Here is a 26,071-nt window from a genome sequence, read left to right on the forward strand (position 1 = left end):
GGATGGCCATCCGGTTCGAGGCTCAGTCGCTCTTCTCGCACAAAGTTTCCTCCGTGCAGATACAAGGGGTGTTCCAGCGAAGTGAGGCGTTGGCGTTCCCTGGAACACCCCTCATCCGTCTCGGCGCTGCGCGCCGATCCACCTTCTCCCACAAGGGGAGAAGGCAAGGGTTGCCGCCCTACGAACGTGGTTTGGTCTTTTGCGGATCGTAGTGGGCAAAGGCGACGACCCGGGCCGGCAGCCGCTTGGCATGACCATCGAGCTTGCCGATCTCGACCTCCGTGCCGATTGCCGCGTGGGTGATGTCGAGCCGCGCCAGCGCGATGTTTTTGTTCAGCACCGGCGAGCGCATGCCCGACGTGACGACGCCGATCTGGGCGCGGCCGATATGGACGCAGTCGCCATGGCCGACGGCGACATTGCTGTCTATGTCGAGGCCGACTAGCTTCGTCTGAGGATGGTCCTTGCGCCGGATCAGCGCCTCGCGGCCGATGAAATCGTCGGTCTTGGTCTTCAGCGGCACGGTAAAGCCGATGCCCGCCTCGAACGGATCGGTCTGGTCGGAAAACTCGTAACCGGCGAAGATGAGCCCGGCCTCGATGCGCACCATGTCGAGCGCCTGCAGTCCCATCGGCTTCAGCCCATGCGGCTGGCCGGCTTCCCAGATGGCGTCGAACACCTTTTCGGCGTCGCGCGGATGGCACCAGATCTCGTAGCCGAGTTCGCCGGTATAGCCGGTGCGCGAGACGACGATGGGAATGCCATTGCCGCCGCCGATCCTGGCGACCGCGAAGCGGAACCATTCGAGTTCCTCGATCGAGGGCTGCAGCGGGGAGGTCCAGATCACCTGTTTCAGGATGTCGCGGCTCTTTGGCCCTTGTACGGCGATGTTGTGCATCTGGTCGGTGGACGAGCGCACCAACACGTTGAGGCCGAGCTTTGTCGCCGTCTCGCGCAGCCATTCGCCAGAGAGATCGTCGCCGCCGATCCAGCGGAAATTGTCCTTGCCGAGCCTGAGCAGCGTGCCGTCGTCGATCATGCCGCCATGCTCGTAGCACATGGCGGAGTAGACGACTTGGCCGACGCCGAGCTTCTTGACGTCACGCGTCAGCGTGTATTGCAGCAGCGCTTCGGCATCCGGACCGGTGACCTCGAATTTGCGAAGCGGCGACAGGTCCATGATCACCGCATCCTGCCGGCAGGCCCAGTATTCGGCGATAGGCCCTTCTTTGGCGAACGAGTTGGCCAGCCAATAGCCCCTGTACTCGACGAAGTCGCGCGTGTGTTTGGCAAAGCTCGAATGAAAAGCTGTCTCGCGGGTCATTTTGGGTTCCGAATCGGGCGTCATGCGTCTGGCGATCGCTCGCGAGAATTTATGCTGGCCGGAATAGGTCCGCACATGGATATCGGTCAGGTCCCAGCCATTGGCCGGCGTCGTGTCGTCAGGACAGGCGGAGGAGACGCAGACGATGTCGGTGAGCGCCCTGAGCAGAACATAGTCGCCGGCTCGCGACCATGGCTCGTCCGACACCATGACGCCATGAGCGTCGATCGCCGTGTTGAAGAAGAAGTTGATCGCCATCCAGCCGGCGCGGGGATTGACGCCCTTGCCGGTGAGCGCGCGGTTGAAATTCTCCGAGCAGTTGGTGTGGCCGGGATAGCCGATGTCGTCGTAATATTTCGCCGCACAGGCGAGCGCGAAGGCGTCGTGCCGGCCGCACGTGTCCTGCACCACCTCGACCAGCGGCTCCATGTCCTGGTCGTAGTATTTCGAATGCAGGCCGGGCATCGGATAGCTCGCGCCCATCAGCGTGCGCGTCGTCGTGACGTCGAGCGGATGGTCGAGCCCCTTGTCCAGCTTGCGCGCCGAAAAACACTGGAAGTCGGTGCACTGGCGCCCGTCGACATCGATGATCTGCAGATAGTCGCCCGCCTTGACGAAATAGGACTCCGCCGTCGCCGAATGGACGCGCAGATCGAGCACCGGATCGGCCAGTGGATCGGCAAGCCGGGATTCTGTTTTCAGGCGGATTGTGTTGCGCCGCACGATGACGCTGAGCGGCGTCGCCGTGTCATGGCCGTCGACCAGCATCGGCCCGCCGGGTGCGGCAATCAGCATCGCACCATCGCGCGCTATCGCGAATGCCTGCTCGGCACCGGCCGGAGTGGTGCCGCCAAATACGCGCACAGCCTTGGCCTTGTCGAGCTGAACCTGACGGCGTTCGAGGCCGCGGCGCACAGCCGAAAGACTGTCGTCGTCTTCGGTGAGCAGTGCCTTGATGCCGGCGGCACTACTATTGGATTTGTCACCAAGAATGCCGGGGTCGGTGACGCCCGACTTGTCCCAGGCCAGCAACTCGCAAGCCTGGCCGCCCTCGACATTGCGCACCGTGATCGTATCGCCGGCCTCGACCTCGATCAGCACCGCGCCATTGCCCTGTACGATATAGCGCTCCATGCCGGCCGGCAGCGCGATCTGGCCCGGCCTCAGGATGAGGCTTGGCCTGGGCGGTCCGGCTGTCACGGCGGGGTAGGGCGACTGGCTCATCTCAGCCTTGCGGTTCGAGAAACAAGTTTGCCTGTGCGTGAAATTATTTTAGCAGCAAGAATAGCAGCGGAGCGGAGTTTGGCAAGGCGGAGGGTGGCGCTTCTTCCTTCTCCCGCAAGGGGAGAAGGACAGGCGCGCCATGCTACGCCAAGTCCTCCGAATGCCCGATCTCGACACCATACTCGGCACCCGAGTCCAGCATAGTATGCCACAAGCTTTCGGCGAACGTCGCGAACACCAGGACGTTGAACACCGCCTGTCCGTCCCGCGCATCATTGCCGCGCCACAGCGTGACGCTGGTGTGGTCCATCGAGGTGGCTGCCGCGGTTCCGACCGGGAACGCCGCTGGATATAGATCGATCGACGACAGTTTGGCGAGCAGGGCGCGTGCCTTGTCGCCGGAAATGCGGATCAACACCCGCGCATGCGACTGGTCCGACAGCGAAGCCGAGGCCGCGAAACCTGGAGCCAGCGACCCCACCTGATGTCTGCCGCCTTTCGACAGCACGAAGAACTGATCCGGTCCCGACCAGATGAGCATGGCTTCGGCTGCTCCAGCCGTCTTCGGTGTTTCCGGAACCGCTACGCCGAAATGCGCGTTAGCGGCGCTCGCCATCTCGGCCGCCTTGCCGCGTCGCGCCATCACCTGGACGAGATCGAAATTGCGAATTTCGGTCAGGGTGACGCCGGTCTCGCCATGCGCGCCATACGGTCCCGAAACCAGCGCGCGATGGAGCGGGCTGCGGATTTCCCAGGAAAACTCAGCCACGCTGGCGCCCTCCATCCGGATCGTAGAACACGGGCTTGCAAATCTCGACGTCATAGTCTTCGCCGCGCAGCGGATCGTGCGCATGCACGATCTCGCCGATGCGCTCGCGACCGCGCTCGACAAGCGCAAGCCCGATCCATTGGTCTGCCGTCGGCGAATAGCAGACCGAGGTGATGTAGCCCTGGTCATTGTCAGGCCCGGGTGTCTGCCCCTTCGGAATGATGTGCGCGCCGGAGCGTAGCCGTCGCGTCTTGTCGGTCGGCTTGATGCCGACGACGACCTGCCGATCCGCCGCGACCAGCGCCTCGCGGCCGGCCATGACGCGGCCGATGAAATCTTTCTTGGTCGACATCATCTTGCCGAGGCCGAGATCGGCCGCGGTGGTCGTGCCGCTGAGTTCCGGTCCCGCGACATGACCTTTTTCGATGCGCATGACGCCGAGCGCCTCGGTGCCGTAAGGCGTCACGCCGAACGGCTGGCCCGCGATCATCAGATTGCGGGCCATCGCCTCGCCGTAGCGCGCCGGCACCGAAATCTCGAACGCCATTTCGCCGGAGAAGGAGATGCGGAACAGCCGCGCCCTGACGCCGCCGCGCAACGCGACTTCGCGTGCACCCATGAAGGGGAAGCCTTCGTTGGAAAGGTCTTCCGAAGGATCGACGATCTCTTTCAACAGGTCGCGGGTTTTGGGTCCGGCGATCGAGAATTGCGCCCACTGGTCGGAGACCGAAGTCAGCTGGACATCGAGTTCGGGGAACAGCACCTGCCGGCAGAATTCGAGATGCTGCATCACCAGTCCGGCCTTGGCCGTGGTGGTGGTCAGGAAATAGTGGTCCTCGGCCAGGCGCGACGTGGTGCCGTCATCGTAGACGATGCCGTCCTCGCGCAGCATCAGTCCGTAGCGCGCTTTTCCCACCGCAAGATTGGAGAAGGTGTTGATGTAGACGCGGTCGAGGAAGGCGCCGGCGTCGGCGCCATGCACGTCGATCTTGCCAAGCGTCGAGACATCGCAGAAGCCGACGCCGGAGCGCACTGCCTTGACCTCGCGGGTCACCGATTCCAGCCAGTCCTTCTCGCCGGCGCGCGGATACCATTGCGCGCGCTTCCACAGACCGGTGTCGACGAAGATCGCGCCCTGTTCGGCGGCCCAGTGATGCGACGGCGTCAGCCGCGTCGCGTGAAAAGTCTCGTCGCGATGATGGCCGGCGAAGGCGCCTATGGCGACCGGCACATAGGGCGGCCGGTAGATTGTCGTGCCGGTCTCGGGAATGGATTTGCCTGTGACCGCCGCCATGATGGCGAGGCCGGCGACGTTCGAGGTCTTGCCCTGGTCGGTTGCCATACCGAGCGTGGTGTAGCGCTTCAGGTGCTCGACCGATTCAAAACCTTCGCGCTGCGCCAGCTCGATATCGGATGCGGTGACATCATGCTGCTGGTCGACGAAGGCTTTGCCCTTGCCCGCGACATGCCACAGCGGGGTGAGCGAAAAGGCTTGGTCGTCGGCCACCGGCGTGGAGCCTGAACCATTGCCGTGTCCGGCATCACGTGCCGCCGCCGCGCCCGCCGCAAATCCTTCGCGCAGGCAGGCGCCAAGTCCGAAGGCGCCGTTGGCGGCACCCGCTGCAACCATGCCGGGCGGCGCGCCGTCGGGCACGAAGGCGGCGATGTCGTCGCGCCATTTCGGCCGGCCGCGATGATAGGAGGTGAGCCCGACCGCCGGGTTCCAGCCGCCGGAAACGGCGAGCCCGTCAGCTTTCACTTCGGCACGCGCGCCGCCGGTGAGCGAGACGGAAATCTTGCGCACGCCATTCTTGCCGCCGTCGATGCCGCTGACGGTGCCATGCAGGACGGGAAAGCCGCTCTTGCTGGCAAGCGAGCGCTGCTCGGGCGCGATTTCCGCGCGCGCGTCGATCACGGCGGCGACCTGCAGCCCGGCGCCGAGTGCCGTCTCGACCGTGCGCCAGCCATCCTCATTGTTGGTGAACAGCGCGATGCGCTTGGCCGGCGCCGCGGCGTAACGTGCGATATAGCTGCGCATGGCGGACGCCATCATCACGCCCGGCGTGTCGTTGCCGGCAAAGACGATTGGCCGTTCGAGCGCGCCCGCCGCGACGACGCAGCGCTTGGCCACGATCCGCCATAGCCGCTGGCGCACCTGGTGCTCCGGCGGCGAGGGCAAGTGGTCGTTGACGCGCTCGATCGCGCCGTAGGTGCCGCCATCATAGACGCCGAACAGCGTCGTGCGCGTCATGATGCGGACATCGGGCATGGCGGCAAGCTCACTGAGCGTGCGCGCAATCCATTCGGCGGCAGGCGATCCGTCGATCATGCCGCCATCGGCAAGCAGCCGGCCGCCGAGGACAAAATCCTCTTCGCACAGGATGACGCGGGCGCCGCTGCGGCCTGCTGCGAGGGCGGCCGCGAGGCCAGTCGGGCCAGAGCCGGCGATCAGCACGTCGCAATGCGCCCAGGCCTTGTCGTAATGGTCTGGATCGGCGATGCCCGCGGCGCGGCCAAGGCCGGCGGCGCGGCGGATCGCCGGTTCGTAGATCGCTTCCCAGAACTTCGCCGGCCACATGAAGGTCTTGTAGTAGAAGCCGGCGACGAAGATCGGCGCGAACAGCTGGTTGACCGACATCACGTCGAAGTCGAGCGACGGCCAGCGGTTCTGGCTGGCGGCATCGAGCCCTTCATAGAGCTCCGCCGTCGTCGCCTTGGTGTTCGGCTCGCGCCGTGCACCGCTGCGCAATTCGACCAGCGCGTTGGGCTCTTCCGACCCAGCGGTCAGGATGCCGCGCGGGCGATGGTACTTGAACGAGCGGCCAACCAGCTTGACGCCGTTGGCAACCAATGCCGAGGCAAGCGTGTCGCCTTTGAAACCGGAGAAGCTCTTGCCGTCGAAACTGAAATTCAGCGGCGCCGAACGGTCGACGAGACCGCCGTCGGCCAGGCGATTGGATTGAAAGGAAGTCACGATGCACGCCTCACAATCGGAAGGTCGGCGCTGCCCCTCATCGCCCTGCCGGGCACTTCGCCCCGTATTGTGACGGGGAGAAGGGGGCTGGCCGCGATGCTGGCTCTCCTCCTGCAACGCCGGCGATTGGCGAAACCGGCGACGGCAGCGCCCCTCTCCCCGCCCCTATACGGGGAGAGGATGCCGGCAGGCAGGTGAGAGGCAGCGCCGAGTTCGATAGGAAACCTCATTTCGCGACCTGCCTAGCGCCGGCACCTGCCGCTGGTTCGACCGCCGAAATCTCGTGCGTCAGCGTGTTGCGGGTGACTTTCAGCCAGGCCCGGCAACCGCCGCCGTGATACCAGTTCTCGTCCATCACGCCGGCGATGTTGTCGCGCAGATAGACGTAATCGTAGACCTCATCTTCCGATGCTCCAGGTGCCGGCCGCATCGGCTTGGCGTCGCCGAGATAGGTGAATTCGCCGAGTTCGCGTTCGCCGCAGAAGGGACAGGTGATGCGCATGGTTCCAGCCGCCTTCAGTGCAGGTTCGGTTGGGCGCCCTGGCCCTTTTCGTCGATGACAGCGCCAGACCGGAACCGGTCGAGACGGAAGCGGGCGGCCTCCTCATGCGATTCATCGCGGGCAAGCAGATGGGCGAAGACAAAGCCTGAGCCAGGTGTCGCCTTGAAGCCGCCATAGCACCAGCCGGCGTTGAGGTAGAGCCCGTCGACCGGTGTCTTGTCGATGATCGGCGAACCGTCCATCGACATGTCCATGATGCCGCCCCATTGGCGCAGCAGGCGCACGCGGCCGATCATCGGCATCAGCGCCATGCCGCCCTCGCAGACATCTTCCATGACAGGCATGTTGCCGCGCTGGGCGTAGGAATTGTAGCCGTCGATGTCGCCGCCGAAGACCAGCCCACCCTTGTCGGACTGGCTGACATAGAAATGGCCGGCGCCGAAGGTCATGACACCGGGAATGAGAGGCTTGATCGCCTCCGAGACGAAGGCCTGCAGCACATGGCTTTCGATCGGCAGCCGCAGGCCGGCCATTGCCGCGACGCGAGACGAAGAGCCGGCTACTGCCATGCCGACCTTGCCGGCGCCGATCCTGCCGCGCGACGTCTCGACGCCGGTCACCTTGCCGTTGGCGTCCCTGACAAAGCCGGTGACTTCGCAGTTCTGGATGATGTCGACGCCGAGTTCGCTGGCAGCGTGGGCGTAGCCCCAGGCCACGGCGTCGTGCCGCGCCGTGCCGCCGCGCCGTTGCAGCAGCCCGCCCTGCACGGGAAAGCGCGCATTGTCGAAATTCAGGAACGGGATCATCTTCCTGACCGCCGCCAGGTCGAGCAGTTCGGCGTCGATACCGTTGATGCGCATGGTGTTGCCGCGCCGCGCATAGGCGTCGCGCTGCGCGTCGGAATGGTAAAGATTGATGACGCCGCGCTGGCTGACCATCGCGTTGTAGTTGAGGTCCTGCTCCATCCGCTCCCAGAGCTTCATCGACAGCTCGTAGAAGCCGGTATTGCCGGGGAGGCCGTAATTGGAGCGAATGATGGTGGTGTTGCGGCCGGCATTGCCGGAGCCGATCCAGCCCTTTTCCAGCACCGCGACATTTTTGATGCCGAACTCGCTGGCCAGGAACCAGGCGGTGGCCAGCCCATGGCCGCCACCGCCGATGATCACGACGTCATAGCGATCTTTCGGCGCGGCGTCGCGCCAGGTGCGTTGCCAGTTCTTGTGGCCGGAAAGAGCGGCGCGGGCGAGCGAGAAGATCGAGTATTTCATAAAATCATTCCAAGGCCGCTCGCCCTACGCGTTGGAGGTTAGATATCCAGCGTGTGGTCGCGCTCCCACTGCGTGAAGTGCGAAGCATAGGAATTCCATTCCTGGTGCTTGAGCTTTAGGTATGCCGACGAAAATTCCTCACCCAGCGCCGCCTTGAGCGATTTGTCATGGTCGAACTCGCGCAGCGCGTCGAGCAGGTTGAGCGGCAGTTTCGGCGCATCCGTGACGGTATGGCCGAGCTGGTACATGTCGATGTCGTAGCGCTTGCCGGGATCGGCCTTCGAGCGGATGCCGTCGAGCCCGGCGGCGATGATGACCGCCTGCAGAAGATAGGGGTTGGCGGCACCATCGGGCAGGCGCAGCTCGAAGCGGCCCGGCCCCGGCACGCGCACCATGTGGGTGCGGTTGTTGCCGGTCCAGGTCACCGTGTTCGGCGCCCAGGTCGCGCCCGAAATGGTGCGCGGCGCGTTGATGCGCTTGTAGGAATTCACCGTCGGATTGGTGATCGCGGCCAGCGCCGAAGCGTGCTTCATGATGCCGCCGAGGAAGTTCTTGCCCTTGGCGGAAAGACCGAGTTCCATCGAGTTGTCGGCAAACACATTGGTCTTGCCGGTCTCGTCCCACACCGAGATATGGGCATGGCAGCCATTGCCGGTCAGGCCCTGGAACGGCTTGGGCATGAAGGTGGCGCGCAGCCCATGCTTTTCCGCGATCGACTTGACCATGAACTTGAAGAAGGAGTGCTTGTCGGCGGTCGGCAACGCGTCGTCGAAGGCCCAGTTCATCTCGAACTGGCCGTTGGCGTCCTCGTGGTCGTTCTGGTAGGCGCCCCAGCCGAGCGCCAGCATGTGGTCGCATATCTCGGCGATGACATCATAGCGGCGCATCACCGCCTGCTGGTCGTAGCAAGGCTTCGAAGCCGTGTCGTATTCGTCGGAGATCGCCTTGCCGTCCGGCGAGATCAGGAAGAACTCGGCCTCGACGCCGGTCTTGACATGCATGCCGTCGGCGGCTGCCTCGGCGATCAGCCGCTTCAGCGTGTTGCGCGGCGCCTGGCCGACCTCCTTGTCGTCCATGATGCAGTTGGCGGCGACCCAGGCGACTTCCGGTTTCCATGGCAATTGGATCACCGAGTCCGGATCCGGCACCGCCAGCATGTCGGGATGCGCCGGCGTCAGATCGAGCCAGGTGGCAAATCCGGCGAAGCCGGCACCGTCCTTCTGCATGTCGGCGATCGCCTGCGCCGGCACCAGCTTGGCGCGCTGGCCACTGAACAGGTCAGTGTAGGAAATCATGAAATATTTGACGCCGTTCTCTTTGGCGAATGCGGCGAGATCGTTCCCCATTATAGTTCCTCGCTTATGTCTTTGGATGTGTTCTAGAAGCCGTTCTTTCCCGGTATCCAGTTGGTGCCGGCCAGCGGCACGCCGGCCATTGCGGCGGCCTCGATCGTCAATGCGACGAGGTCCTCGGGTTCGAGATTGTGCAGGCTGTTCTTGCCGCAGGCGCGGGCGATGGTCTGCGCCTCCAGCGTCATCACCTTCAAATAGTTCGCCAGCCGGCGCCCGGCGGCCACGGGGTCGACCCGCTTCATCAGTTCCGGATCCTGCGTGGTGATGCCGGCAGGGTCGTTGCCCTCATGCCAGTCGTCATAGGCGCCTGAGGTGGTGCCGAGTTCGTTGTACTCCGCCTCCCAGCGGGGATCATTGTCGCCGAGCGCCACGAGTGCCGCCGTGCCGATCGACACCGCGTCGACGCCGAGCGCCAGCGCCTTGGCAACATCGGCGCCGTTGCGGATGCCGCCGGAGACGATCAGCTGCACCTTGCGGTGCATGCCGAGATCCTGCAGCGCCTGCACCGCCGGCCTGATACAGGCCAGCGTCGGCTGGCCGACATTTTCGATGAACACTTCCTGCGTCGCCGCCGTGCCGCCCTGCATGCCGTCGACCACGACGACGTCGGCGCCGGCTTTCACCGCAAGAGCGGTGTCGTAATAGGGGCGGGCGCCACCGACCTTGACGTAGATCGGCTTTTCCCAGTCGGTGATTTCACGCAATTCGAGGATCTTGATCTCAAGGTCGTCCGGGCCGGTCCAGTCGGGGTGGCGCGAGGCCGAGCGCTGGTCGATGCCTTTCGGCAGCGTCCGCATCTCGGCGACGCGATCGGAAATTTTCTGGCCAAGCAGCATGCCGCCGCCGCCGGGCTTGGCGCCCTGGCCGACGACGACTTCGATGGCATCGGCGCGGCGCAGGTCGCGCAGGTTCATGCCATAGCGCGACGGCAGGTACTGATAGACCAGTTGCTTGGAATGACCGCGCTCTTCCTCGGTCATGCCGCCATCACCTGTCGTGGTCGACGTGCCCGACAGCGTCGCGCCGCGCCCGAGCGCTTCCTTGGCCGGGCCGGATAGCGAGCCAAAGCTCATGCCGGCGATGGTGATCGGGATCTTCAGTTCGATCGGCTTCTTCGCATGCCGCGACCCCAGCACCACTGACGTGTCGCAGCGCTCGCGGTAGCCTTCCAGCGGATAGCGCGAAATCGAGGCGCCGAGAAACAGAAGATCATCGAAATGCGGCAGCTTGCGTTTGGCGCCGGCACCTCTGATATCGTAGATGCCGGTCGCCGCGGCGCGGCGGATTTCGGAAAGCGTATAGTCGTCGAAGGTCGCGGATTTGCGCGGCGTCGTCGGCGGGTTGCGATAGGTCATGCTGCCTCAATACGCGTCGGCGTTGTCGATATTGAAATTGTAGAGCGTGCGCGCCGAGCCGTAGCGCTTGAACTCCGACGGCTTGACGCCGGTCACGCCGGCGCGATCGAGCAGACCCTGCAGCAACTCCAGATGCTCGGGCCGCAACTCCTTGGCAATGCAGTCAGCGCCCAGACTGTCGACCTTGCCGCGCACGAAGAGCCGCGCCTCGTAGATCGAATCGCCCAGCGCGTCGCCGGCATCGCCCAGAACCACGAGATTGCCGGACTGCGCCATGAAGGCCGACATGTGGCCGATATTGCCGTGCACGACGATGTCGATGCCCTTCATTGAGATGCCGCAGCGCGACGAGGCATTGCCTTCGATGACCAGCAGCCCGCCCTTGCCGGTGGCGCCGGCATATTGGCTGGCGTCGCCCTTGATGACGATGGAACCCGACATCATGTTCTCGCCAACGCCCGGGCCGGCCGAACCATGCACGGTGATCGTGCTGCCCGAATTCATGCCGCCGCAGTAATAGCCGACGCTGCCGCGCACATCGATGCTGACGGGCTGGTCGACGCCGACGGCGACCGAATGGCTGCCTTTCGGGTTGAGCACTTCCCACGCCGTCTCGTTCGAGCCGGGAGCCAGATTGTGCAGCGCCTGGTTGAGTTCGCGCAGCGACAGGACGTCGAGGTCGAAGACGCGCGCATGGCTGTCGCGCATTGCCTTGGAGGTTGCCGGCATGAACTCAATGCTCCCAGAAATAGACGGTTGCGGGCTCCGGTTCCCAGACCTTCGCATTGTCTATGCCGGGCAGTTTGGTCAGCGCGCGATATTCCGAGCCGAAGGCGACATACTGGTCGGTCTCGGCCATCACGGCGGGCTTGCAGGCGATCGGATCGCGCACCACGCCAAAACCGTTCTTGGTGCCGACGACGAAGGTGAAGAAGCCGTCGAGGTCGGAGAGCGTGCCTTCCAGTGCCTCGCCGAGGTTCTTGCCATGGGCCATTTGCGAGGAAAGGTAGGCGGCCGCCACCTCGGTATCGTTCTCTGTCTCGAATTTCATGCCTTCGCGCACCAGTTCGCGGCGGACATTGTTGTGGTTGGACAAAGAACCATTGTGCACTAGGCACTGGTCGGCACCCGTCGAGAAGGGATGCGCGCCCATCGTCGTCACCGCCGATTCCGTCGCCATGCGGGTGTGGCCGATGCCATGCGTGCCGGTCATCTTGCGAACATCGAAGCGCTCGACGACAGCTTCGGGCAGGCCGACTTCCTTGTAGATCTCCACCGCTTCGCCGGCGCCCATGATGCGGATGTCGGGCCTGAGCGACTGGAGGGCTTCACGCGCCGCGTCGACCTTGTCGGGCGTGGTCCTGACCACCGCGTGTGTCGATTTGACCGCAATGCTCACCGGCGCTCCGAGAGCCTCGGCGAGTTCGGCGTCCAGGCCGCGGAAATCGCGTTCCGGCTTCGGCGACTGGATGGTGATCTTGGCCTCGTTGCCTGATGTCGCGCCATAGATGGCGATGCCGGCGCTGTCAGGGCCGCGATCGCTGAGCGATACCAGCATCTCCGACAGCATAGCGCCGAGCTTCGGCTCCAGCGCCTTGTCCTTCAGGAAAAGTCCAACGATTCCGCACATGTCAGCCTCCCGACGTTTGTGACTAGAGATGATGTACCGAATGAAATCCTGGAATTCAATGGGATGAAAAAAATTTTCCTCTGATTACGTATGCGGCTCAATGCCACTCTGCGTATCATCGCCCTGCGGTCGGGCATTATGAGCCCATTTGGCGGTACGAATACGAGCGATCTTGTAGGCGTCGAGGATCGACAACGCATAGATCAGAAAGCCGCCCGCATGACGGCCGACGAAGCTCGCATCCGGCGGCGAAATCTTGGCGGTCACCCAGGCCAGGATGACCATGAAGAAAAGGAACTGCAGTCCGCGCACGGGTACGCCAAGAATGACATGACCGCTTGCCGGCAGCACGATTGCGGCGCCCATGACGAGATAAGGGCTCACGGGTGCCGGCGATGTGTTTGAAGTGCTCATGCCACCTGCCGTTCGCTTTGATTGATGGCGTCCCGCAGCTTCGAGAGAGAGACGAGCAGCCGCTCGATCAGCGTCGCATCGATCCGCATATCACCGAACGCGGCTTGCCGGAAGACGCCGTAGCGTCCCCGCTCGGCCTCGGCCAGCAGCCACACGATGCGCACTCCGTTTGGCGTGATCAGCAGCTCCTTGGCGCGGCCATCCGCAAAGGTTTCAAGATGACCGGCGATGATGCCTTGCGGGAAACGCGTGCCTCTGCGGTCCGTCCGCAGCACCGCTTCGGCTGGAAATCCCGGAGCTTTCGGCAGCGTATGGTCCAGATGATCGAAATTGGAGAAGGTCGTCGGTGAGCCCGGCCGCATCATCATATCGAAAATGGCTGACACCGCGACCTTCTCGGTGATCGAAACACTAAGCCAGCGCGCCGGCAGTTTCCGCGTCGCCAGCGTGTCGACGATGGTGCGCAACTGGACGCGTTGGCCGTTCCACGAACCTTCCCAGGTGATGACGCCGGCGGTGCCGTCCGAGACATTGGCCGCGTCCGCGACGACGGCGCGAATGCTGGCCTCGTCGGCGGCGAGCGCTGCCGAAGCCTTGTCGCGGCTGCGGCGTGCCAGCCACGCAAAATGAAGGACGAGAGCCAGGACAATTGCCCCGGCAAGCAGTGCTGATGTCACTTCGGACATTTTTTTCGTGCAAGGCCCGTCCAGATCCTGGGCGGGCCTACTCCCATCAATAGCCCTGCGGTTTCGGCCACGGCATGGTGAACTGGTCGCCACGCCGCACGAATTTGTAGCGGTAGAAATGGAACCACAGCGAGATCAGGAAATAGAAGGCGACCATGGCGATCAACTGCGAGCCGAAGCCGAGGAAGATGGCGAAGAAGGTCACCACGCACAGGCAGAACAGGACGATTGCCGGCAGCGGATGGAAGGGGTGCGTGTAGCCGCGGCGGATCGAGCCCAGCGGCCACTTCTTCCTGAACATCATGATGTTGATGCTCATGAAAGTGTATTGCAGCACGCCCGACAGGATCGAGAAGGTGATCGCCTGGTTGAGATCGGCGATGAAGGCGAAGGCCAGTGCGATCGGCAGCAGGAACAGGATCGACCGGTAGGGCGTGCGGTATTTCGGATGCACCGCCGAAAACCAGCTCGGCAGATAGCGGTCGCGGCCGAGCGAGAACCAGGCGCGCGCCGCGTCGTTGATGCAGCCATTGGCGGAGGCAAGCGCGGCGAGCAGCGTCGCTATGAACAGAAGGTTCTCCAGCAGCGGGCTGCCGGTCAGCTTGCCGGCGTCCCACAGCGGATAATAGGTGATGCCGAGATATTCCCAAGGCATCAGCGAGGCGCAGACATACCAGGTCATGGCGGCGGCGATCAGAAGCGTGATCATGCCGGCCATGGTGCCGTAGGGCAGGGAACGTGCCGGCGAGCGCACTTCCTCGGCCGCCTGCGTGGTGCCTTCGATGCCGAGATAATACCAGATGCCGAACTGGAAGGCGGCGATCACGCCGATCCAGCCATAGGGCAGCGCGTTGCCTGGAGTGACCAGTTCGTTGAGCTTCAGCACCGCGCCTTGCGTCCACGGGCTGACCGAGAAGAACAGGACGACGATCGAGACATAGGCGATGGCCGTGATGACGAAGTTGACGTTGAGCGTCATCAGCACGCCGCGATAGTTGAGCCAGGCCAGAACCACGATGGTGGCGGCGATGAAGGAATTGTGGGTCAGCCCTTCGACTCCCGCCTTGGCGACGATGGTGTCGCCGAGCAGGATGGCGTCGGACACTTCCAGCATCGTATAGGCAAAGACCAGGAACAGCGCGACGTTGAACGCCATCAGCGGGCCGACGATGTGCTTGGCCTGCGCATATTGGCCGCCGGCGGCGGCCACCGTCGACGTCACCTCGGAATCGATCATGGCCACCGAGGTGTAGAGCAGCCCGACGACCCAGCACACGATCAGGGCCGCCAGCGCGCCGCCCTTGTCGGCCGAGAAATTCCAGCCGGTGAACTCGCCGACCAGAACGATGCCGACACCGAGCGCCCAGACATGGGCCGGGCCAAGCACCCGAAGCAGCGATACCCGGTCGCCGTGAATTGTGGTGGTGGTGTTTTCAAGCGCGACCGTCATCGATCAATCCCCACTCAGATCCGGTGTTTTTCGGAAACGGCTTCAAGTTCGCCTTCGCGCGACGAGGTCAGAACGTCCTCGGAGTAGTTCGTATCGACCTTGAACCAGTCGTAGAGCATCCAAAGCGCGAGCACGATCGAGATGCCCCAGCATGCGTAAGAGAGTGCCACCCACATGATCGTGTCCCCAAATTCTTCGTCGTCAAACTCTATTTGTCGTCGAACTTTTCGTTGATGACATCGCGATATTCGCGGTCGGATGCCCGGAACAGGAACACGAAATAACCGATCAGCACGGCCGCCATGATGATCAGCGTCGGCCAGTCGATGATGTAGTGGAACCGGTTCTGGATGACGTCGTGCGCGGTCTCCGGCGTATAGCCGAGCTTTTCCCAGATCGACGCCATGGTCGGATTCTGCCCGAGCGCTTCCCAGGTCTTGGCATCGAGCGCATCGATGGATTTCGCGGCACCGGCAAGACCAAGCTTCAGCGGCAGCCACAGCGCCACGAAGATGGCGACCACGACAACGGCGATATCGAAGACTTGCCCGGCCTTGCTCTGCTCCGGCGGCGTATAGCGGGACATTGTTTCTCCCCTCAGGACTTGCGGTGGCGGGATGCGTCGGCGTTCTTGATGTCGAGCCCGTAGATGAACTCTTTGTCTTCCTTGTAGTGTTTGACCATCGCCAGGATGGCTGCCGTGTTGAAGATGAGCACCGCGGCGGCGGCAATGGCGACGACGGCCTTGATGCCGCCCTGCGGAATGTATGGCCACGTCATGAAGAGGACGAAGAGGATCGTCGCCCACAAGCAGACGATCAGGAGCGCGGATCCGCGCAAGTCGGAGCGGTACAGCGCCTCGATGCGCTGCTGCAGGTCTGACATCGGTTTTCCCCTTCTTTGCCGACGTCCGGTTCCGAATCCACCGCCCGCCGCTCTCTTTCAAGAGAGTGAAATTTTTTTCATAAGTTCCGCCCGAATCTCGGACTTGTCAAGACCAATTTACGTGTCGTTAACCGCTCGTTTCGAGTGAACAATTTTGCCTGACAATGAAATTATTTGCTTCAAGGGGATTGCAGGCTTCCCGCGTTTGCGGTCAATATTCCATCCAAAGCTCCGGCCTCAGGCAAAGGAGCAGGGAACAGCAGGATTTTCGAACGGAGGACGAGCGGATGACGGCATCCTGGAGATTTTCAACCCTGGCGGATCGCCATCGCGCCCTGGGGTCGAAACTCGAAGACTGGAGCGGTATGGGCACCGCCTGGACCTACGACAAGGATGCCGATGAGGAATATATCGCCATCCGCACGAAGGCCGGGCTCATGGATGTTTCCGGCCTGAAGAAGGTGCACATCACAGGGCCGCACGCCTCGCATCTCATCGACCTCGCCACAACGCGTGACGTCGAAAAAATCTATCCCGGCAAGTCGGCCTATGCCTGCATGCTGAACGAAGCGGGAAAGTTCACCGACGACTGCATCCTCTACCGCACGGGACCGAATTCCTGGATGGTCGTGCACGGCTCGGGCACCGGCCACGAGGAACTGCAGCGGGCGGCGATGGGCCGCGACGTGTCGCTGCGCTTCGACGACAATCTGCACGATTTGTCGCTGCAGGGGCCGGCGGCGGTCGACTATCTGGCCAAGCACGTGCCCGGCATCCGCGACCTCAACTATTTCCATCACATGCAGACGCAGCTGTTCGGCTTCCCCGTCATGATCTCGCGCACCGGCTATACCGGCGAGCGCGGCTACGAGATCTTCTGCCGTGGCCAGGATGCCGGCACGATCTGGGACAGGATCCTCGACGAGGGCAAGGGCGCCGGCATCATTCCGTGCCGCTTCACCACCCTCGATATGCTGCGCGTCGAGAGCTACCTCTTGTTCTACCCCTATGACAATTCGCAGAAGTACCCGTTCGAGAACGAAGGCCCCGGCGATACGCTTTGGGAACTAGGCCTCGACTTCACCGTCAGCCCCGGCAAGACCGGGTTCCGCGGCGCCGAAGAGCACTATCGCCTGAAAGGCAAGGAGCGCTTCAAGATCTACGGCGTCCTGCTCGACGGCAAGGAACCGGCCGATGAAGGCGCTCCGATCTATCGCGACGGCAAAAAGGTCGGCGTGGTCACCTGCGCCATGTATTCGCCGCTGGTCGAGAAATCGATGGGCATCGCCCGGCTCGACGTCGACTGCGCGGTCAAGGACACCAAGCTCGAAATCCGTAACAAGAGCGGTTCCATCAAGGCGACGGCGCAGCCCTTGCCGTTCGACGATCCCAAGAAGACCAAGCGCACGGCGAAAGGCTGAGGCATAATCGACGAGGGGTTTCGAGGCACAAAGACAGAATGGCAGCCAAGACCATCATCAGCCGGCCGACTTACGGGACCCTGTCTCCGCAGCCCGGCACGCATCATCTTTTCCTAGCGGATGCGGAAGGCGCGCTCGCGATAACGGACATGGCCGCCAGGGCTCCGGACGGGTTCTTCGACGGGGCCGAAATCGTCTTCATTCCCGGTCCTGACGGCCAATACGTTGCCGCTCTCGAAGCGTTGAAGCCGGCGCAACTGCACATCGCGCCGTCCTTCGCCAGTCTGCTACCGCGTCTGAAGCAGACGCTGACCAACGCGCATATGGGTCTGCGCCTCTATCTCGCCGGCACCGAAGGGCTGATCGGCCAGGCCATGCAGGTGGCGCTCGAAGCCGGCATCGACCACACTTCCATGCAGACCGAGCATCGCGGCTCGCTGGCGCGGCGCATGCAGTGCGTGCACTGTAAGGGCATCACCGAGAATGTCACGACGCAGCCGGCGACCTGCTCGCATTGCGGCCTGCTTCTGTTGGTACGCGATCACTATTCAAGGCGTCTCGCCGCGTTCCAGGGCGTCTGCATCAATGCCGAAGATCGCAGTCAAATTCCTCCCATGGAGGAGATCTTTCGATGAGCACCGGAACCACCAAGCTCGACGTCGTCGTCAGCGATGTCGTGCCGGTCAACGACCTGGTCACCCGTTTCCATTTCCGCCGGCGTGATGGTGAGCTGTTGCCGACCTTTTCCGGCGGCGCCCATGTCGTGGTCGAGATGCGCGATGGCGAGCGCACAAGGCTCAATCCCTATTCGCTGATGGGCTCGCCGCTCGACACGCGCGAATACACCATCTCGGTGCGCCGCGACGATGTCGGTCGTGGCGGCTCGCTGTTCATGCACAGGTCGGTCAAGCCGGGCCTGGAGATGGTGATCAGCTATCCCGTCAATCTGTTCTCACTCGATCTCAGGGCCAAAAAGCACCTGATGCTGGCCGGTGGCATCGGCATCACGCCGTTCATGGCCCAGACCGCCCAACTTGCGGGGGAGGGCGGCAATTTCGAACTGCACTACACCTGCCGCACCGCCTCGCTCGGCACCTATGCCGACGTGCTGCGGGAGCGCTACGGCCGTCGAGTCAGACTCTATCGCGATGACCGCGAGGAACGCATAGAGCTCGACCGAATGCTGTCCTCGCAGCCGCTCGGCACGCATCTCTATGTCTGCGGCCCCGCCGGCATGATCAACTGGGTGCGCGAGCGGGCTGCCGCGCTCGGCTGGCCGCCGGAGACAGTGCACTACGAGCATTTCGCGGCGCCGCAGCCCGGTCTGCCGTTCGACGTGACGCTTGCCGTCAGCGGCAAGACCATCCGCGTCGGCGAGCAGCAGAGCCTGCTCGAAGCCATCGAAGCCGCCGGCGTCGATCCGCCCTATCTTTGCCGTGGCGGCGTTTGCGGCCAATGCGAGACCAACGTTATCTCGTGCGACGGCAAGTTCATCCACAACGACCATTGGCTGAGTGAGGAAGACCACCGTTCGGGCAGGAAGATCATGCCGTGCGTGTCGCGCTTCGAAGGCCGGTCGCTGGTGCTGGAGCGATAGAGCATTTTGCAGCCAAGTTAGTACGCTTGGCGTCGCAGAAATGCGGCTAAAACAAAGAGATGGAGCGGGCATCCCCCTCCAGGAGGAAATCATGGGCATCACCTTTCGCAAGGAAACGTTCCGCGACGACTTCACCTTCAGGAACAGCCCTGAGCACATCAGGCGGTTTCCGTTCCCGTTCCACGAAGACAGCTACATGTACGCGGTCAACATCGAGCCGCATGTCATCGGCCCGAAAGGCTCGGTGCTGGAGAACCTGATCGACGTCGACGAGCACTATGTCGCCGAGATGCAGGACCGCGCGCTGGTGCTGGCCGAGGATCCGCTGCGCTGCCAGTCGCTGCCGCACATGACGCTCGCCGGCTGGGACCTGCTGGAACTTTTGATGGAGCAGCAGGCGCTGGGCTATCCCGAGCATTTCACGCTGACGCGCGATGGCGACCGCTGGCGCTGGATCAACCGGCCGCTCGGCATCGACGACACCTTCACCTTCGGCGACACCTCGACCTTGCCTTATGGGCCGATGGAATACATCACCCGCCAGAGCCAGGGCGATTTCTGCATACTCGACCAGCGCGACGGCAACCTGTGGATGGATGCCGGCATGGTCACCACCCAGGCCGACTGGTCGCTCGATTTCGACATCGGCATGAATTTCTTCGAGTGGCACGCGCCGGTGCCGCTGGCGCATGAGAAGGGGATTTTCGTCAGGGCGCTAAAATTCCTCACCAACATCCAGCAAGGCAAACCGGCCAGGCGTCTGAACTGGACGATGACCATCAATCCGCGCCTCGATACCAGCCCCGAAAATTATCACAAATGGGGACCGGACCGCACGACCGTGACGCCCGAGAATGTCGGCGACAAGGTGCATCTGCGGGTCGAACTGCAAAGCTTCTGGCGCCTGCCGCGCTCCAACGGCATCGTCTTCCCGATCCGCTGCTACCTGATCAAGATGGACGAGTTGGTGACGCAGCCGAAATGGGCACGGCGCCTGCACCGCGTGATCCGCGATCTGCCCGAGGAACTGGCCAATTACAAAGGCCTGACCCGGTATCGGTCGACGCTTGTCGAGTGGCTGTCGAAGCTGGATGATGGGAGTGCGACGAGCCCCGGGTTTGGACCGGATTGAATTGCTGGTATGGCGCTGCTCTCCACGCAGCCAATCTCCCCCCAAGAGGGGGAGATGCCCGGCAGGGCAGAGGGGGGCGCCGTCGAGCGCCAGCCTTGCCCCAGTCCACCCCAGCGCTTCCGCGAAACTCACGACGCGCCCCCCAACCCAACCACAATCACGACATGCTGGCAGACATTGTCGACATCGCGGATGACGTCGTCGTTCCAGAAACGCAGGACAGTCCAGCCCAGCGCTTCGAACTTGGCGGTTCTTGCAGCGTCGAATTCCAACGTTTCGGCTTGACCATGCTGGGAACCATCAAGCTCGATGATGAGCTTTTTGTCCGGGCATGCAAAATCGACTATATGGCCGGCAATAGGCATCTGGCGCCGAAACCCCATTCCCATCAGCCTGTGTGCCCTGAGCTCATTCCAGAGCTTGAGTTCGGCATCGGTCATCACCTTGCGCATCCTGCGCGCATTGCCGCGGTTGTTGGCTGATACTAGATTATGCGTCATCGCGGTTCGCCCCCCTCTGTCCTGCCGGACATCTCCCCCTCAAGGGGGGAGATCGGATGTCACTTCGGCTTTCGCCGATCGCTAACGCTCCAAAGAGGAGCCGCCGCGAGGCTGCCGACCTCCCTCAGGAGGAGACCAAGGGGAGATTGGCCACACCTCAACCCGCACTATTCTGCGGATAGCAGATAATCGACAAATAGCGCATCGGCAGTTTCGTCAGTTGTTCGGGTCCGTGCGGTGCGTCGGCGTCGAAGAACAGGCTGTCGCCGGGCTTCATCGGGTAGAGATTGCTGCCGTGCCGGTAAACGACCTCGCCCTCGAGCATGTAGAGGAACTCCATGCCCTCGTGCTGGAAGGTCGGGAACACGTCGGAATCCTCGGTCAGCGTGATCAGATAGGGCTCGACGACGACGCCGCTGGTGTTCGAGCCGATATGGCCGAGCAGATTGTATTGGTGGCCGGCGCGCGTGCCGCGGCGTTCGACATCGAGGCCTTGTCCGGCCTTGACGAAGACAGCACTTCGCTCCTCCTCGAAGCGGCGGAAGAAGGCGGTGACGGGAACGCCGAGCGCCCGCGACAGCGCCTGCAAGGTGGTGAGCGACGGCGAGGTGATGCCATTCTCGATCTTCGACAGCATGCCCAGCGAAATGTCGGTGGCGACCGCGAGATCCGCGACGGTGATGCCGAGCTTCTTGCGGAACGCCCGCACCTCGCGACCGATCGCGACCTCCAGCACTTTTTCGCGGGTGTCGCGAATGGCGTGCGGGTTTTGCGTCAGCGGCGCGCGGATGGTCCTGCCGTCCGCCGACACTTTCGGTGACGGCTTTGCCTTTGCGCTCGCGGGAGCCTTGGTATCCGAAATTGCCTTTGCCATGTCGCCCCCGATCGTCAGGATTTATTTCACTCAAGGTGAACATGTCAGGTGCCGATACAGAGCGCAACCGCAACGGCAAGTCATCTTATGTCGCACACGGCAGTGCGGCCATCGCGGCTGCCGCAGGTTTTTCGCCAGGAATCCGCTGTGCGCGAATGCCGTTCCCGCAGATGTCTGTTGACAGCACTAAGCGGCCAATTACTGTCACTGCCAGTGAAATTTGTTTCGCTGGGGAAATCAAAAAGAGGAGGCCCGGAATGAACACTCGCGTTGCCGTTATCGGAGCCGGCCCGTCCGGTCTGGCCCAGCTCAGGGCCTTCAAGTCGGCCGCCGACAAGGGCGCCGACATTCCCGAGATCGTCTGCTTTGAAAAGCAGTCCGACTGGGGCGGCCTGTGGAACTACACCTGGCGCACCGGCCTCGACGAACATGGCGACCCCGTCCACGGCTCGATGTACCGCTACCTCTGGTCGAACGGTCCGAAGGAATGCCTGGAATTCGCCGACTACACGTTCGAGGAGCATTTCGGCCGGCCGATCGGCTCCTATCCGCCGCGCGCCGTGCTGTGGGATTACATCAAGGGCCGCGTCGAGAAGTCGGGCCTGCGCAAATGGGTGCGCTTCAACAGCCCGGTGCGCATGGTCACCTTCTCCGACGAGACGAAGAAATTCACGGTCACCGCGCACGACCGCACCAATGACGTGACTTACTCCGAGGAGTTCGACAATGTCGTCGTCGCTTCGGGGCATTTCTCCGTGCCCAACGTGCCCTATTTCGAAGGCTTCTCGACCTTCAACGGCCGCATCCTGCACAGCCACGATTTCCGCGACGCCATGGAGTTCAAGGGCAAGGACATCCTGATCATCGGCCGTTCCTATTCGGCCGAGGACATCGGCTCGCAATGCTACAAATACGGCGCGAAATCGATCACCTCCAGCTACCGCTCGAAGCCGATGGGCTTCAAATGGCCCGAGAATTGGAAAGAGGTGCCGCTGCTGCAGAAGGTCGTCGGCAAGACAGCGCATTTCAAGGACGGCACCACCAAGGATGTCGACGCCATCATCCTGTGCACCGGCTACCTCCATTCCTTCCCCTTCCTCACCGACGACCTCAAGCTCAAGACCGCCAACCGCATGTGGCCGCTGGACCTCTATGAGGGTGTCGTCTGGGAGAAGAACCCGAAGCTTTCCTACATCGGCATGCAGGACCAGTTCTATACCTTCAACATGTTTGACGCGCAGGCCTGGTTCGCGCGCGACGTCATTATGGGCCGCATCAAGTTGCCCTCGGCGGAGGCGATGGCGGCGCATGGCGCGAAATGGCGCGCCCGCGAGAAAATGCTCGAGGACGCCGAGCAGATGATCTGGTTCCAGGGTGACTACACTAAGGAGTTGATGGACCAGACCGACTATCCAGGCTTCGACGTCGAGGCGGTCAACCAGACCTTCATGGAGTGGGAGCACCACAAGGCGGAAGACATTATGAGCTTCCGCGACCACGCTTACCGCTCACTGATGACCGGGACCATGGCGCCGCTGCACCACACGCCCTGGCTGCAGGCGCTGGACGATTCTATGGAGAGCTACCTTGAGGTGAAGGGCGTCGCGGCGGAGTAGCCGCGGCGCATCTTCCTGACTATCCGAGCCTTGCCCGCGCCTTCGCCGTCCAGGCATTGAACAGCCGGTCGGCGACGATGCCGATGAAGGCGATGGCCAGACCCGCGACGATGCCGCGGCCGGAATCGGCTTTCGACAATGCGATGAACACTTCCTGGCCGAGGTCGCGCGTGCCGACCATGGCGCAGATGATGATCATCGCCAGCGCCATAAGGATGGTCTGGTTGACGCCGAGCATGATCTCCGGCAGCGCCAGCGGCAGTTGCACCCGAAAGAAGGTCTGGCGCGGCGTGCAGCCCGAAACTTTCGCGGCCTCGATCAGCGCCGGCGGCACCTGCCTGATGCCGTGGTTGGTGTAGCGGATTGCCGGCACCACGGCGAAGGCAACCGTGGCGATCATCGCGGTGACGTCGCCGACACGGAACAGCATCACCACCGGAATGATGAAGCAGAAGGACGGCAGCACCTGCAGCGTGTCGATGACGGGCGTGACGATCTTTTCGAAGCGGTCGCTGCGCGCCGCCGCAAGCCCGATCGGAATGCCGATCAGGCAGGCGATGAAGGCCGATATGCCGCAGAGATAGACCGTCGCCATGGTCTTTTCCCAAAGGCCTGTGATGGCGCAGAAGGCGGTGAGTGCCGCGACAAGTGCGGCCAGCCGCAAACCTGAGAGCTGGTAGCCGGCAAGGCCGAGCAGGAACACCGCGCCCAGCCACGGGAACCCTTCGCAGAAGGCGCGCAGCGGATTGAGTACATTGAGGATCAGCGCCACCCGAAACGCTTCGATGACGTCGAAGAAGTTGATCGTCACCCAATTCACAGCCGCTTTCCACAATGGCGCGGTGGTGAAGGTGATCGCCTTCGGCACGGCCGCGAAGGCCGGCACGAACAGGCCGAGCAGCGTCGTGACGACAAGGATGGCGATGGCCAGCGTCAGATTGGGGTAGCGCCGCCAGAAACGCGGGCTCGCGGACGACCGGTGGACATTGGCTGTTGCCTGCTTGTGGGCGATGGCCTGGCTCAGCCGGTCGAGCGCGATGGCGAGCGCGACGATGGCGAGCCCGGCTTCCATCGCTTCGCCGACCTTGAGCGCGCGCAGGGCGAGCAGCACGTCGTAGCCGAGCCCGCCGGCGCCGATCATCGAGGCGATGATCACCATGTTGAGCGCCAGCATGATAACCTGGTTGACGCCCACCATCAGCGTTGGCCGCGCCGAGGGGAGCAGCACGCGCCACAATTTCTGCCGCGCCGTGCAGCCGGCCATTTCGCTGAAATCGTCGATCTCGGACGGCACCCGCGATAGGCCCAGCATCGTTGCCCGCACTATCGGCGGCGTGGCGAAGATGGCGGTGGCGATCATCGCCGAGACCGGGCTGTTGCCGAACAGCAGCAGCATCGGGATGAGATAGGCGAAGGTCGGGATCGTCTGCATCAGGTCGAGGGCGGGGGAGACGATGAACCGCTCCGCCCACGGCTTGCGCCACGCCCAGATGCCGGCGAATAGCCCGGTGACGATGCAGAACGGCACGGCGATCGAGATCAGCGCCAGGGTCAGCATGGCGCTGGTCCATTGGCCGAACAGCGCGATGTACAGGAAACAGCCGCCAACCAGCAGGCCGAGCTTTCTGCCGCCGGCCGCATAGCCGGCAAGGAACGCCGCCGCGCAGACGCCAACCCAGGACAAACGCGGCAACACGAAGGCGTCGGCGCCATGGCCGAACTTGAAATTCTTGGCCAAGAGATTGAGCGCGAAGTCGAGCGGCACGCCGAGCACTGCGGTGACCGAGCGGGTCAGCCAGGACAGGTTCGACTTGATCCAGCCCATCAGCGCGCTGACCCAGTCGGCGACGGGGACGACCGCCTCGACCGGATAGTTGACGGCCCATGGCAGTCTGTCCTGAAGCAGGAACACCACCAGCACGGCGGCAAGCGCGAGCACCCAGATCACCAGCCACCGCTGAATTGGTCGCCTTGTCTGGCTGGCGCTTGCCGTGACCGTCATGCGCCGGCTCGCTCGATGCCGGCCAGCAGATCGATCACCGCTTGCGGCGTCACTTCGCCGATCGGCGTGCCGGTGCCGTTGATCACCGCGAACGGTTTTCCGGCGGCAACGATGCTGGCGGAAAAACTCGCAATCTTGGCCTCCGGCGCTACCGTGCCGCCATGCTCGGCGCCGTCGCAGGCACGCATCAGGCTGCGTGCCGAGATCACCTTGGCGCGGTCGACGTCGCGGGTGAACTCGGCGACATAGTCGGTCGCCGGATTGACCACCAGTTCTTCCGGCGTGCCGATCTGGATGACCTCGCCGTCCTTCATGATGGCGATGCGGTCGGCGAGCCTGATCGCCTCGTCGAAATCATGGGTGATGAACACAATGGTCTTGTGCAGCATGGTCTGCAGCCGCATCAACTCATCCTGCATTTCGCGGCGGATGAGCGGATCCAACGCAGAGAACGGCTCGTCGAGAAACCATATCTCGGGCTTGGTTGCGAGGCTGCGGGCGATGCCGACGCGCTGCTGCTGGCCGCCCGACAATTCGCGCGGGTAGAAATGTTCGCGCCCGCGCAGGCCGACGAGGTCGATGACTTCGCGGGCGCGCGCCTCGCGTGTCGAACGATCCTGTCCCTGGATGCTGAGCGGGAAGGCGATGTTGTCGAGCACGTTGAGATGCGGCAGCAGGGCGAAGTTCTGGAACACCATGCCCATGCGGTGGCGCCTGAGTTCGATCAGCGCGGCATCGGAAATCTTGACCAGGTCCTTGCCTTCGAATTCGACCTTGCCATGCGTCGGCTCGACCAGCCGCGACATGCAGCGCACCAGTGTCGATTTGCCGGAGCCCGACAGCCCCATGATGATGAAGATCTCGCCCTGGCGGATTTCGAGGTCGACGGCGCGCACCGCACCGACCAGCCCGGCCGCCGAGACCTCCGCCATGCTGGCCTTGCCGTCGCGCTCGCGGATGAAATTGGTGGCGTTCGAGCCGAACAGTTTCCAGACATTACGGCAGGCAAGTTTTATCGGGCGGGGATTTTTTCCCGCATTCGATGCCTGTTCAATCGCTTCCGTCATTCAGTCGTCCTTCTGGAGCATCAGGAATT

The 26,071-nt window shown here is 63.1% G+C and carries 24 protein-coding genes; 5 read left to right on the forward strand and 19 right to left on the reverse strand.

Translation table 11 applies throughout. The features are described from left to right. Nucleotides 1-178: 178 nt before the first annotated feature. From O7A60_RS20900 to O7A60_RS20970, 15 genes are all read right to left on the reverse strand, one after another. Nucleotides 179-2,548 (reverse strand): DUF1989 domain-containing protein, encoded by a 2,370-nt coding sequence (locus tag O7A60_RS20900; RefSeq protein WP_337107834.1) that lies wholly within the window; start codon nucleotides 2,546-2,548, stop codon nucleotides 179-181. Between the two features lie 142 nt (nucleotides 2,549-2,690). Then, entirely contained in the window at nucleotides 2,691-3,317 is a 627-nt protein-coding gene (locus tag O7A60_RS20905; RefSeq protein ID WP_337107835.1) for a sarcosine oxidase subunit gamma, read from the reverse strand. Further along, complete coding sequence (locus O7A60_RS20910) at nucleotides 3,310-6,291, reverse strand: sarcosine oxidase subunit alpha (protein WP_337107836.1); 2,982 nt, start codon at nucleotides 6,289-6,291, stop codon at nucleotides 3,310-3,312. The genes O7A60_RS20905 and O7A60_RS20910 overlap by 8 nt, the downstream gene beginning before the upstream one ends. Before the next feature lie 226 nt (nucleotides 6,292-6,517). After that, on the reverse strand, nucleotides 6,518-6,793 hold the full coding sequence (locus O7A60_RS20915; RefSeq protein WP_027142253.1) for a sarcosine oxidase subunit delta: 276 nt from the start codon (nucleotides 6,791-6,793) through the stop codon (nucleotides 6,518-6,520). Nucleotides 6,794-6,807: 14 nt separating this feature from the next. Beyond that, nucleotides 6,808-8,061, reverse strand: a complete 1,254-nt coding sequence (locus tag O7A60_RS20920; RefSeq protein WP_027142254.1) for a sarcosine oxidase subunit beta family protein — start codon at nucleotides 8,059-8,061, stop codon at nucleotides 6,808-6,810. Nucleotides 8,062-8,099: 38 nt separating this feature from the next. Beyond that, the gene (gene glnT, locus O7A60_RS20925) at nucleotides 8,100-9,407 is read right to left on the reverse strand and encodes a type III glutamate--ammonia ligase (protein WP_027142255.1); all 1,308 of its coding nucleotides are present in this window, start codon (nucleotides 9,405-9,407) and stop codon (nucleotides 8,100-8,102) included. Nucleotides 9,408-9,439: 32 nt separating this feature from the next. After that, entirely contained in the window at nucleotides 9,440-10,768 is a 1,329-nt protein-coding gene (locus tag O7A60_RS20930; RefSeq protein WP_337107837.1) for an FMN-binding glutamate synthase family protein, read from the reverse strand. A 6-nt stretch (nucleotides 10,769-10,774) separates the two neighbouring features. Then, nucleotides 10,775-11,497 carry a GltB/FmdC/FwdC-like GXGXG domain-containing protein gene (locus O7A60_RS20935; RefSeq protein ID WP_027142256.1) on the reverse strand — a complete coding sequence of 241 codons (723 nt, stop codon included), beginning with the start codon at nucleotides 11,495-11,497 and terminating at the stop codon, nucleotides 10,775-10,777. Nucleotides 11,498-11,501: 4 nt separating this feature from the next. Then, nucleotides 11,502-12,398, reverse strand: coding sequence for a class II glutamine amidotransferase (locus O7A60_RS20940; protein WP_337107838.1), 897 nt, complete (start codon nucleotides 12,396-12,398; stop codon nucleotides 11,502-11,504). A gap of 84 nt (nucleotides 12,399-12,482) precedes the next feature. Further along, on the reverse strand, nucleotides 12,483-12,812 hold the full coding sequence (locus tag O7A60_RS20945) for a hypothetical protein (protein ID WP_337107839.1): 330 nt from the start codon (nucleotides 12,810-12,812) through the stop codon (nucleotides 12,483-12,485). After that, nucleotides 12,809-13,498 carry a hypothetical protein gene (locus O7A60_RS20950; RefSeq protein WP_337107841.1) on the reverse strand — a complete coding sequence of 230 codons (690 nt, stop codon included), beginning with the start codon at nucleotides 13,496-13,498 and terminating at the stop codon, nucleotides 12,809-12,811. The genes O7A60_RS20945 and O7A60_RS20950 overlap by 4 nt, the downstream gene beginning before the upstream one ends. A gap of 46 nt (nucleotides 13,499-13,544) precedes the next feature. Then, the gene (locus O7A60_RS20955) at nucleotides 13,545-14,948 is read right to left on the reverse strand and encodes an APC family permease (protein ID WP_337107842.1); all 1,404 of its coding nucleotides are present in this window, start codon (nucleotides 14,946-14,948) and stop codon (nucleotides 13,545-13,547) included. Nucleotides 14,949-14,962: 14 nt separating this feature from the next. Continuing rightward, a complete protein-coding gene (locus O7A60_RS20960) occupies nucleotides 14,963-15,124 on the reverse strand; it encodes a hypothetical protein (RefSeq protein ID WP_027142261.1) in 162 nt (53 codons plus the stop codon). Between the two features lie 32 nt (nucleotides 15,125-15,156). Continuing rightward, nucleotides 15,157-15,534: a hypothetical protein gene (locus tag O7A60_RS20965; protein ID WP_023771056.1), complete on the reverse strand. Its 378-nt coding sequence runs from the start codon at nucleotides 15,532-15,534 to the stop codon at nucleotides 15,157-15,159. A gap of 11 nt (nucleotides 15,535-15,545) precedes the next feature. Next, the gene (locus O7A60_RS20970; protein WP_337107843.1) at nucleotides 15,546-15,833 is read right to left on the reverse strand and encodes a hypothetical protein; all 288 of its coding nucleotides are present in this window, start codon (nucleotides 15,831-15,833) and stop codon (nucleotides 15,546-15,548) included. A 287-nt stretch (nucleotides 15,834-16,120) separates the two neighbouring features. On the opposite strand from O7A60_RS20970, the gene O7A60_RS20975 reads away from it, so the two are divergent. The 4 genes from O7A60_RS20975 (at nucleotide 16,121) to O7A60_RS20990 (ending at nucleotide 19,983) form a co-directional block, all read left to right on the forward strand. After that, a complete protein-coding gene (locus O7A60_RS20975) occupies nucleotides 16,121-17,254 on the forward strand; it encodes an aminomethyltransferase family protein (RefSeq protein ID WP_337107844.1) in 1,134 nt (377 codons plus the stop codon). A 38-nt stretch (nucleotides 17,255-17,292) separates the two neighbouring features. After that, nucleotides 17,293-17,889: a dimethylamine monooxygenase subunit DmmA family protein gene (locus tag O7A60_RS20980; RefSeq protein ID WP_337107845.1), complete on the forward strand. Its 597-nt coding sequence runs from the start codon at nucleotides 17,293-17,295 to the stop codon at nucleotides 17,887-17,889. After that, nucleotides 17,886-18,851 (forward strand): PDR/VanB family oxidoreductase, encoded by a 966-nt coding sequence (locus O7A60_RS20985; RefSeq protein WP_337107846.1) that lies wholly within the window; start codon nucleotides 17,886-17,888, stop codon nucleotides 18,849-18,851. Before O7A60_RS20980 ends, O7A60_RS20985 begins: the two co-directional genes overlap by 4 nt. Before the next feature lie 91 nt (nucleotides 18,852-18,942). After that, the gene (locus O7A60_RS20990) at nucleotides 18,943-19,983 is read left to right on the forward strand and encodes a heme-dependent oxidative N-demethylase family protein (RefSeq protein WP_337107847.1); all 1,041 of its coding nucleotides are present in this window, start codon (nucleotides 18,943-18,945) and stop codon (nucleotides 19,981-19,983) included. A 128-nt stretch (nucleotides 19,984-20,111) separates the two neighbouring features. Here O7A60_RS20990 and O7A60_RS20995 read toward each other — a convergent pair whose 3' ends face one another. Together O7A60_RS20995 and O7A60_RS21000 are read right to left on the reverse strand one after the other, a co-directional pair. Next, entirely contained in the window at nucleotides 20,112-20,483 is a 372-nt protein-coding gene (locus tag O7A60_RS20995; protein ID WP_337107848.1) for an endonuclease domain-containing protein, read from the reverse strand. 157 nt (nucleotides 20,484-20,640) lie between these two features. Beyond that, nucleotides 20,641-21,357, reverse strand: coding sequence for a helix-turn-helix domain-containing protein (locus tag O7A60_RS21000; protein WP_140507935.1), 717 nt, complete (start codon nucleotides 21,355-21,357; stop codon nucleotides 20,641-20,643). A 257-nt stretch (nucleotides 21,358-21,614) separates the two neighbouring features. On the opposite strand from O7A60_RS21000, the gene O7A60_RS21005 reads away from it, so the two are divergent. Continuing rightward, nucleotides 21,615-22,973 (forward strand): NAD(P)/FAD-dependent oxidoreductase, encoded by a 1,359-nt coding sequence (locus O7A60_RS21005; protein ID WP_337107849.1) that lies wholly within the window; start codon nucleotides 21,615-21,617, stop codon nucleotides 22,971-22,973. 19 nt (nucleotides 22,974-22,992) lie between these two features. Here the strand turns inward: O7A60_RS21005 and O7A60_RS21010 are convergent, their stop codons facing one another. Together O7A60_RS21010 and O7A60_RS21015 are read right to left on the reverse strand one after the other, a co-directional pair. After that, entirely contained in the window at nucleotides 22,993-24,975 is a 1,983-nt protein-coding gene (locus O7A60_RS21010) for an ABC transporter permease (RefSeq protein WP_337107850.1), read from the reverse strand. Then, nucleotides 24,972-26,042, reverse strand: a complete 1,071-nt coding sequence (locus O7A60_RS21015; RefSeq protein WP_337107851.1) for a quaternary amine ABC transporter ATP-binding protein — start codon at nucleotides 26,040-26,042, stop codon at nucleotides 24,972-24,974. Before O7A60_RS21015 ends, O7A60_RS21010 begins: the two co-directional genes overlap by 4 nt. Nucleotides 26,043-26,071 lie beyond the last annotated feature (29 nt).

It is taken from the genome of Mesorhizobium salmacidum (SeqCode) (assembly GCF_037179605.1).
In the GTDB taxonomy this organism is placed as follows: domain Bacteria; phylum Pseudomonadota; class Alphaproteobacteria; order Rhizobiales; family Rhizobiaceae; genus Mesorhizobium; species Mesorhizobium salmacidum.